Source organism: Magnetospirillum fulvum MGU-K5 (genome assembly GCF_000442515.1).
GTDB lineage: Bacteria > Pseudomonadota > Alphaproteobacteria > Rhodospirillales > Magnetospirillaceae > Phaeospirillum > Phaeospirillum fulvum_B.
Window position 1 is genome coordinate 1 of sequence record NZ_AQPH01000101.1, and the last position, 8,366, is coordinate 8,366.

Sequence of the window (8,366 nt, forward strand, 5' to 3'; positions counted from 1 at the left end):
CCCATCGAAAAGCGCGTCAGCGGAACGCCCTAGCGGCCATCCGCGACGGTAACGAGATCGACCACCCATTTGACGCCGTCGATCTCGCGGATCAGGTCGGCGGCGTTCTCGGCGGCGGCGCGGGTTGGGGCCGAGCCGAGCAGATAGGCGATTCCATGAACGAGCCGCAGGGTGAAACTGCCACTGAGGTCGGGGTGGGTTGAGATTTGGGCCAGGATCGCGGCCTCGCGCCCGGTGTCGGGGGTAAAGCTGTCGAGGACCGCTTTTTCGGCCAGTTGCAGTTCGTTGTGAACCTCGGCGATTCCCGGAACGGCGCGGGCGGTCTGCTCGGCCCGGCGGCGCTGTTCGGGCCGGATCACCGCCCCGGTCAACAAGGCGGTGCCGTTCCAGGCCAGGACCGAGACGCCCTGGAACGAGTCGCGGTCGGTTGCCGCCAACTGGGCTCGCACCGTGGCGGCCAGCGCTTCGTCGCCGGGGCGCACGGCGATCGCCCGACCCGAGGCCGGGGTGGAAACACCCGGACCGGGGCCTCCCCCAAACGGGGCGCACCCGGCGGGAAGGATCAGGGCCAGGGCCAGAACAAGCTCAACTGGGCCGCGTCGCCACATCGTCCCGACCGTCCCCTTCGTCCAAAGCCGCTTCGGTCGCGGCGTCAAGGCGGCGGCCGTGGCGATAGCGCCGATACAGCCAGACTCCCAACACCCCCGATGCAATAAACAATATCACGCTGGTACCGATGCGGAAGATCGGATCGACCTGGATGCCGCTGCCTAGCAGGACAAAGACAAAGGTCTGGGGCAGATAGCCCAGCCCCGAGCCGAGGAAGAACGGCACCGCCCGGACTCCCGATACCCCGGCGGCGAGATTGGCCAGCAGGTTGCTGCCGATCGGCAGCAGCCGCAGCAGCAGGGACATCGAGAAGGTGTTGCCTTCCAGAAAGGCGTCAAGCCGGGCAATCCGCTCGGGAAAGCGGGTCACGACCAGCGAGCGGCCGAGGAAGCGGGCGTAATAGAAGGCGCAGATACAGCCCAGTACCGAGGCAAGACTGGACCACAGCACGCCTTCGACGAAGCCGAAGGCATAGCCGCCCAGGAAGCACACCGCCTGGCGGGGGAGGCCGATGCCGATGAACAGCGCTCCGACCATCACGAAGAGGGCGTCGCCGCTGAGACCCTTGCCGCGAATTTGGGCGTCGATCCAGCCGGTATCGAGGGCGTCGCGAAAGCCAAACCCCTCGATCAGGAATCCCACTGCGACCAGGGTGACGATCAGCACCAATCCGCGCAGCAGAACCCGGAGGTGAAATCCGGGCGGAAGAGGGGAAATCACTCGGGCTTCTCGACCACCGGAACCCGCGACCGACGGATCAGCCACATCACCCCGAGCAGATCGACGATGCCGACCCACAGCCGGTCCCACACCCCGTATTTTGACACGCCGCGTTCACGCGGACGGTGATTGACCCGCACCGTTTCGATGGTGCCGCCGGTCCGGATCACCAGCGCCGCCATGAAGCGGTGCATGTGGTCGAAATAGGGCAGTTCGATGAACAGGTCCCGCGGGAGCAGTTTGATCCCGCTGCCGGAATCCGGTACCCCGTCGCCCAGCAGAGCGGCGCGAACCCGGTTGGCAATCGTCGAGGAAAGACGGCGGATCGGATCGTCGCGGCGGTCGGCCCGCCATCCGGTGATCATCAGCCGGGGCCGGATCGTCTCGGGCGCGGCGCGCCAGCGTTCCAGCATCGCGGGCAGGTCGGCCGGATCGTTCTGGCCGTCGCCGTCGAGTGTCGCGATCAGCGGGGCACGAGCGGTGCGCACCCCGGTAGCGACGGCGCGGCTTTGCCCGCAGGCGGTTTTGTGCCGCAGCACCACCAGCCGGGAATACAGCTTGCGGGCTTCGGCCAGCACTTGGGGCGTTGCGTCGTCTGAGCCGTCATCGACATAGATGACTTCGAACGGCACCCGGGTCTTGAGCGCGACGTGGATTTCCCGCAGCAGGGGAAGGATGTTGTCGGCCTCGTTGCGGACCGGCACCACAACCGAGAGTTCTGGCGCCAGCGTCTCCGTCACGACAGCCCCACCTTCCCCATTTCCAGGAACTTTTCACGACGCCGCGCCCGCAGCACTCCGCCTTCGATGCCCGACAGATCGGCCAGCGCCTTTTCCAGAGCGTTGCCCAGGGTCTGGACGACCAGCGGCACGTCGCGGTGGGCACCGCCCAGCGGCTCGGGGATTTCGGCGTCGATCACGCCCAGCTTCAGCAAATCCTGAGCGGTGAGGCGCAATTGCTCGGCGGCGTCCTTGGCGTTTTCGCCCGAGCGCCACAGGATCGAGGCACAGCCTTCGGGGCTGATCACCGAATAGACCGAATGTTCGAGCATCAGCACGGTGTTGGCGGTCGCCAGCGCGATGGCTCCGCCCGATCCGCCTTCGCCGATGATGGTCGAAACGAACGGCACCCGCAGATTGAGACCGGCATCGATCGAACGGGCGATCGCCTCGGCCTGACCGCGCGCTTCGGCATCGACGCCCGGATAGGCACCGGCGGTGTCGACCAGGGTGATCACCGGAATCTGGAAATGGTCGGCCAGTTCCATCAGGCGGCGGGCCTTGCGATAGCCTTCGGGCTTCGCCATGCCGAAATTGTGGCGGATGCGCCCGTCGGTGTCGTGGCCCTTTTCATGGCCGATCACGACGACCGAGCGACCGCGGAAGCGTCCCAACCCGCCGACGATGGCCTGATCTTCGGCGAACAATCGATCGCCAGCCAGCGGCGTGAAGTCCTCGATCAGGGCATGGATGTAAGCAAGGGCATGCGGACGCTGCGGGTGGCGCGCCACCTGCGTCTTTTGCCAGGGCGTGAGCTTGGCGTAGGTCGTCCGCAGCAGCTTGTCGACCTTTGCCTGGAGCTTGCCTACCTCCTCGGCGATGTTGACTTCGCCGCTGTCGGAGAGGTGTCGCAGCTCCTCAATTTTGCCCTCGAGCTCGGCGACGGGCTTTTCGAATTCGAGAATATGCATGGGAAGATGTCATACAAGCACCCGCGTCCGGGAGCAAGCGGCGTTGTTGCGATCCGAATTATTCGGCAGCGCACCATGAAGAATCGCCCCCCAGGCGGCGGAATTCGATCTTGGGGCAGCGGTCCATCACCACGCGCAGCCCGGCCGCTTCGGCCCGCGCCGCTGCCGTGTCGTCGCGTACGCCCAATTGCATCCACACCACCTTGGCTCCGATCGCGATCGCCTGATCGGCAATCGCGCCCGCCGCGTCCGAGCGGCGAAAGATATCGACCATGTCGACCGGGTGGGGGATCGCGGCCAGATCGGGATAAATCGGGATCGGGCCGAGGGAGCCCGGAGCCAGAGCGGGATTGACCGCGACGATCTGATAGCCCTGGCGGCGCAGGAACTGGGCCACGTCGTGGCTGGGACGGCTGGGATCAGCCGAGGCACCGACCACCGCGATGGTCCGCACCGTGCGCAGGATCGCGCGCAGGGTGTCGTCGGAATAGCGTAGGGGGGAGGGTCCGGTCATCGTGGGCGCGCCTGCTCCATCGGTCAGTCGGTGGACGCCGGAAGAGTCAAGACGAAGGTGCTGCCTTCGCCCGGAACCGATTCGATCCAAATCCGGCCGCCATGATGTTCGACGATCTTGCGACAGACCGCCAGACCGATCCCGGTGCCTTCGAACTGATCGCGGGTGTGAAGGCGTTGGAAAATCCGGAAAATGCGGTCGAAATATTCCGGCTCGATGCCGATGCCGTTATCGGCGACCGAAATTTCCCACGCGCCGCCATCCAGCCGCCCGGTCAGCCGGATCACCGGCGGGCGGTCGGGATTGCGGTATTTCAGTGCGTTGCCGATCAGATTCTGGAACAGGCTGATCAATTGGGTGGGGTCGCCGATCACCCGTGCCTCGGACAGGCTGGGCTCGACCGCAATCTGTGCGCCGCTTTCCTCGATCCCCACCGCCAGATTGCGGATCGCCTGATCGATAACGGTCTGGACCGACACGCGTTCCAGCACGGTGTTTGCCCGCCCGATCCGCGAGAAATCGAGCAGATCGAGGATCAGCCGGTCCATCCGCTGCGCGCCCTCTTTGGCGAAGGCGATGAACTGGATGCCTTCGGCGTCGAGGCTGGGGGTGTAGCGCCGCTCCAGCAGGCCGAGGAAGCCCGACACCATCCGGAGCGGTTCGCGCAGGTCGTGGCTGGCGACATAGGCGAATTGTTCCAGGTCGGCGTTGGACCGGGCCAGGTCGCGGGTCCGCTCCTCCAGTGCCTGCATCACCGCCCGTTCGTCTGAGATATCCTCGACGATGATATAGATCGACGCAGGCCCGCCATCGGCTTTGATCCGCACCCCGCGCAACCGCACCGACACCGTCCGTCCATCCGGCCGGGTCAGCCCGGTTTCGAACGGTCCAAACGTGCCGGTGGAATCGAGGCGGTCGCGCTGAAGGCCTTCCTCCCCGGGGCCGGGCTGGGGCACGATTCCGGGTAAAATCGTTCCGGTCAGTTCGGCGCGGCTCATCCCCACCGTGTCGAGCAGGGCGGCATTGACGTCAAGGATGCGGCCATCGGCATCGGCCCGACATTTGCCCAGCGGCGAAAGGTCGAACATCGCCTGCAACGTCGCCTCGAAGCGGCGGATTTCGGTCAGGTCGGTGTTGGTGCCCGACATCCTGAGCGCCCGGCCCGAGACGTCGCGCAGGATATAACCCCGCATCAGGATGGGCAGGTAATGGCCGCTGGCATGACAGAGTTGGATTTCGATCTGGACGGTGGTCAGGTCCGAGGCCAAGCTTTGCGCCAGGTCGGCACGTACCCGGTCCAGATCGTCGGAATGAATCCGGTTCCACCATATTTCAGGCGAGCCGCGACTGCCCTTGGGCGGGTGGCCCAGCATTTCCCACCAGCGCGGCGAGACATAAAGCTCGTCGAGCAGAATGTCCCAGTCCCACCAACCGTCATTGGCACCGCGCAGCACCATGTCGAGCCGCTCGGCATGGGCGCGAACCTCGGCGTGGGCTTCTTCCAGGGCCCGGATCGCCGCCTCGCGTTCGGCCCAATTGCGCCGGACCGCCAGTGTTAGCAGCAGCGACAGGGCGACGAACGCCGCGGTGAGGAGCCCGATCCGCATCCCTTCGGCACGCCAGGGCTTTAGGAAAACCTCGTCGGCGATCCCGACGCTGAAGAACAGCGGCTGATTCGGGACCTTGCGCAGGTATGAGGTGCGCATGTTGCCGTCGATCCGCGACAGAAGGTGAATCGGAGCGGCTTCGGTGTCGGTTTCGATCAGGGCGCGGGTTTCGTCCGAGGTGGCGGTGGTGATCGCGGCCCCCTCCATCGTCGGAGGCTCCGGGTACCGGGCGATGAATTCCATCTTCCGGTTGATCAGCGAGATGTGCATGCCGGGATCGGGATGGGTGGCGGCGAACAATTCGGTCAGATAGCCGGACGGCAGGATCGCGATGACGGCTCCGCCAAATCCGCCGTCAGGGCGGTCGATCCGGTAGCCCAGCAGTAACAGGCGTTGTTGGCGATTTTGGTCGCTGACCGGGCGCGAGACCGTCAGTCCGGCAGCCGCTTCATCACGCAGATGGGCAAAGAAGGCCATTTCGCCGATCGAGAGCGGCAATTCCAGGCTTGCGCCGGTCGAGGACAGCACCCGTCGTCCCACCGGATCGACCAGACTGATTTCGGCAAGGCCCGCGACCCGGGTGCGATGGCGATCAAGGAAGGTGCGCAACGCCGCCGGGTCGGTCGGTTTGGTTGCGCCCCCGTCGCGGGCCGCTTCGTCGGCGATCGTCTGGAGTTCAAGGCTGACACGGCGGATGTAATGGTCAACCTCGTTGGCGAGGATTCCCGACAGCATCCGGGCCGACGCCTGCGCCGCCTCGCGGCGGCCAGTCAGGTCGAGGTGGATCGTCACGGCGGCTAATCCGATGACAACCAGATTCACCAAGACCACGGCGGCAATAAGCCAGCGGGGACGTTGCATGTGATGGGATATTGCTGGAGGCAGCAATTTGATCTCGCCCCCGGTCAACCATAGGTTTTTTCGGAAACGAGACTATTCCTCCCGCAGCGGGCTGGCAAGGGTGGGCTCTCCACTTCGGGATTCCGTGTTTTTTCTTCCCGTCGGGGGGCGGTCGCGGTAATGATTCCCCAAGGATCCAGGATGGGAGGACAAAGTGGAATCGGGGCGAGCGACACGCGACGACACGGACGGTCTGATCTGGCTGAAACCCAGCGGCGCGCCGGTGTCCTGCGTGGAGAAGATCAAGGTCTTAAACGAGAATTTCGTCGAACTGAAAAGTCTGGCGCATGACGCGCTGGAAGATGCGCTGATCCTCGGATGCAGTGCCGAGCAGTTTCGCCAGATCCTTCATGACATGGTCGACAGCCTGACCAGTTCGATCAAGGAAAGCTCGGACTAGTCAACCCTTGCCATTATGGTCGATCAGCGCGGCGCGGGCGTCGGCCAATTCGTGCCCCATCGATCGTATCGTGGCCAGCATCGACAGGATCAGGGTCGATAGCCCCTCGGGGGCCTGATCCATCATCGACCGGATCGCCTGTTTGGTCAGGACCAGACAGACGACATCGCTTTCGGCAATTGCCCCGGCCATGCGCGGCGAATCGTCCATCATCGACATTTCGCCGAACACCTGGAACGGATGAACGGTGCCCAGGGTGATCCGCCGTCCGGCGACGGTCTTGAAAATCCGGACCGCGCCCTGGTGGAGCAGATAGGCTTCGTCTCCGGCTTCGCCCTCGCGAAAGATCACCGTTCCCCGCGCAAAGCTCCGCCGTTCCGCTCCGCCGCCGCTTTTGTCCGCCATCATGCCCCTCGTTCCGTCCGGTCGTCGTCCTTAAATGCAGCATAACATCGCCTCGGATTGATCGAACCTGCGATTCGGCCTTGACGGCCCGGCTCGACCACCGTAAAAACGCGGCTTCCTCCGGCACAGCCTGATCGATTACGGTCGGGCGTGGGCCGGCGCCCGTATTCTAGCGAGGATTTTCGACATGGCACGTCGCTGCGCCATCACCGGCAAGGGCGTTCTGACCGGCAACAACGTCAGCCACGCCAACAACAAGTCCCGGCGGCGGTTCCTGCCCAATCTCCAGGAAGTGTCGCTCCTGTCCGACGCCCTGAACCAGACCGTTCGTCTGCGTCTGTGCACCAATGGGCTGAAGACCGTCGAGCATAACGGCGGCATCGACGCCTATCTGCTTTCGGTGACCGATTCCAAGCTGCCCGAGGACGCGCGTCGCCTGAAGCGTCGCATTCAGCGCGCTCTGGCGAACAAGCCGGTTGCCGCCTAACCGGATTTCCGGTTTCGCGAAAGTTTGAAAGAGGGTTCGCTCCGGCGAGCCCTCTTTTCGCGTGTCTGGCGCTTGGAGACGGGGGGGCGGGCAAGGGGATACCATCAGCGTCTTTGGCGCCGATACCTGAAGACGAACGGACGACGGAAACGGTCGGGCCGGGACGTCAGGCCCGCCTGGATCGGGGCGGTGGTCGGGAGGGGCGGTGTCTTACGCCCGCAATTCCATCTGGATCGGCCCCTGTTCGCGGCCGTGGATGAACTGATCGACGAAGGGATTGCCCGAGGATTCGATATCCTTGGCCGGGCCAACCCAGATCAATTGCCCTTTGTAGAGCATCGCGATGCGGTCGGCGATCTTACGGGCGCTGGCCATGTCGTGGGTGATCGACAGCGCGGTCGCCCCCATGTCCTTGACGCATTTGACGATCAGGCTGTTGATGACGTCGGCCATGATCGGATCGAGGCCGGTGGTCGGCTCGTCGAAAAAGATGATCTCGGGATTGGTGGCAATGGCGCGGGCCAGCGCGACGCGCTTTTGCATGCCCCCCGACAGTTCCGACGGGAACAGGTTGCCCGACGCCGCCGACAGCCCAACCTGGGCCAGTCTGTCAAAGGCGATGTCGCGGGCCTTGGCGCGGGCCATCCGCTGGCCCTGGATCAGGCCGAACGCGACGTTCTCCCACACCTTCAGCGAGTCGAACAGCGCGCCGCCCTGGAACAGCATCCCGAACTTGCGCATCACCTGATCGCGCTCGCGGGCGCGGATGCCGACGACTTCTTCGCCATCGATCCGGATCGAGCCGCGCTCGGGCCGCAGCAGGCCCAGAATGCATTTCAGCATCACCGACTTGCCGGTGCCGGAGCCACCGATCACCACCACGGATTCGCCGCGGGCGACCGATAGGTCGATCCCATCCAGCACGACCTTGGGGCCGAACGATTTGTGCAGGTCGGTCAGAACGATCTTGGGCGGAACAGAGGTCACCGGGTACGCCTCACTGGCCGAAGAACAGGGCGGTGATCAGACTAATT

At 64.7% G+C, this 8,366-nt stretch carries 10 protein-coding genes; 2 read left to right on the forward strand and 8 right to left on the reverse strand.

Annotated elements, in window-relative coordinates:
• Positions 1 to 29: 29 nt before the first annotated feature.
• Genes K678_RS16190 through K678_RS18010 form a run of 6 tightly spaced genes read right to left on the reverse strand, consistent with a single transcriptional unit; the run spans position 30 to position 5,962 of the window.
• A complete protein-coding gene (locus K678_RS16190; RefSeq protein ID WP_021133554.1) occupies positions 30 to 608 on the reverse strand; it encodes a BON domain-containing protein in 579 nt (192 codons plus the stop codon).
• A complete protein-coding gene (locus tag K678_RS16195; RefSeq protein ID WP_021133555.1) occupies positions 586 to 1,329 on the reverse strand; it encodes a TVP38/TMEM64 family protein in 744 nt (247 codons plus the stop codon). Before K678_RS16195 ends, K678_RS16190 begins: the two co-directional genes overlap by 23 nt.
• Entirely contained in the window at positions 1,326 to 2,069 is a 744-nt protein-coding gene (locus tag K678_RS16200) for a glycosyltransferase family 2 protein (protein WP_021133556.1), read from the reverse strand. Before K678_RS16200 ends, K678_RS16195 begins: the two co-directional genes overlap by 4 nt.
• Positions 2,066 to 3,019: an acetyl-CoA carboxylase carboxyltransferase subunit alpha gene (locus tag K678_RS16205; RefSeq protein ID WP_021133557.1), complete on the reverse strand. Its 954-nt coding sequence runs from the start codon at positions 3,017 to 3,019 to the stop codon at positions 2,066 to 2,068. Before K678_RS16205 ends, K678_RS16200 begins: the two co-directional genes overlap by 4 nt.
• A gap of 58 nt (positions 3,020 to 3,077) precedes the next feature.
• Positions 3,078 to 3,533, reverse strand: a complete 456-nt coding sequence (locus K678_RS16210) for a CoA-binding protein (protein ID WP_021133558.1) — start codon at positions 3,531 to 3,533, stop codon at positions 3,078 to 3,080.
• Between the two features lie 23 nt (positions 3,534 to 3,556).
• On the reverse strand, positions 3,557 to 5,962 hold the full coding sequence (locus K678_RS18010) for an ATP-binding protein (RefSeq protein ID WP_196802606.1): 2,406 nt from the start codon (positions 5,960 to 5,962) through the stop codon (positions 3,557 to 3,559).
• 232 nt (positions 5,963 to 6,194) lie between these two features.
• On the opposite strand from K678_RS18010, the gene K678_RS16220 reads away from it, so the two are divergent.
• Positions 6,195 to 6,440, forward strand: a complete 246-nt coding sequence (locus K678_RS16220; RefSeq protein ID WP_021133560.1) for a hypothetical protein — start codon at positions 6,195 to 6,197, stop codon at positions 6,438 to 6,440.
• Here the strand turns inward: K678_RS16220 and K678_RS16225 are convergent, their stop codons facing one another.
• Positions 6,441 to 6,848 carry a Crp/Fnr family transcriptional regulator gene (locus tag K678_RS16225; protein ID WP_021133561.1) on the reverse strand — a complete coding sequence of 136 codons (408 nt, stop codon included), beginning with the start codon at positions 6,846 to 6,848 and terminating at the stop codon, positions 6,441 to 6,443. It lies immediately after the preceding gene.
• 184 nt (positions 6,849 to 7,032) lie between these two features.
• Here K678_RS16225 and rpmB point away from each other — a divergent pair, with 184 nt between their 5' ends.
• Positions 7,033 to 7,332: a 50S ribosomal protein L28 gene (gene rpmB, locus K678_RS16230; protein WP_021133562.1), complete on the forward strand. Its 300-nt coding sequence runs from the start codon at positions 7,033 to 7,035 to the stop codon at positions 7,330 to 7,332.
• Between the two features lie 210 nt (positions 7,333 to 7,542).
• On the opposite strand, the gene K678_RS16235 is transcribed toward rpmB, so the two are convergent.
• A complete protein-coding gene (locus K678_RS16235; RefSeq protein WP_021133563.1) occupies positions 7,543 to 8,319 on the reverse strand; it encodes an ABC transporter ATP-binding protein in 777 nt (258 codons plus the stop codon).
• Positions 8,320 to 8,366: the final 47 nt, after the last annotated feature.

Excerpts from the sequence above, each read along its gene's own strand:
- K678_RS16190 (WP_021133554.1), bottom strand. The coding sequence starts at position 608 with ATGTGGCGACGCGGCCCAGTTGAGCTTGTTCTGGCCCTGGCCCTGATC.
- K678_RS16205 (WP_021133557.1), bottom strand. The coding sequence starts at position 3,019 with ATGCATATTCTCGAATTCGAAAAGCCCGTCGCCGAGCTCGAGGGCAAA.
- rpmB (WP_021133562.1), top strand. The coding sequence starts at position 7,033 with ATGGCACGTCGCTGCGCCATCACCGGCAAGGGCGTTCTGACCGGCAAC.
- K678_RS16210 (WP_021133558.1), bottom strand. The coding sequence starts at position 3,533 with ATGACCGGACCCTCCCCCCTACGCTATTCCGACGACACCCTGCGCGCG.
- K678_RS16225 (WP_021133561.1), bottom strand. The coding sequence starts at position 6,848 with ATGATGGCGGACAAAAGCGGCGGCGGAGCGGAACGGCGGAGCTTTGCG.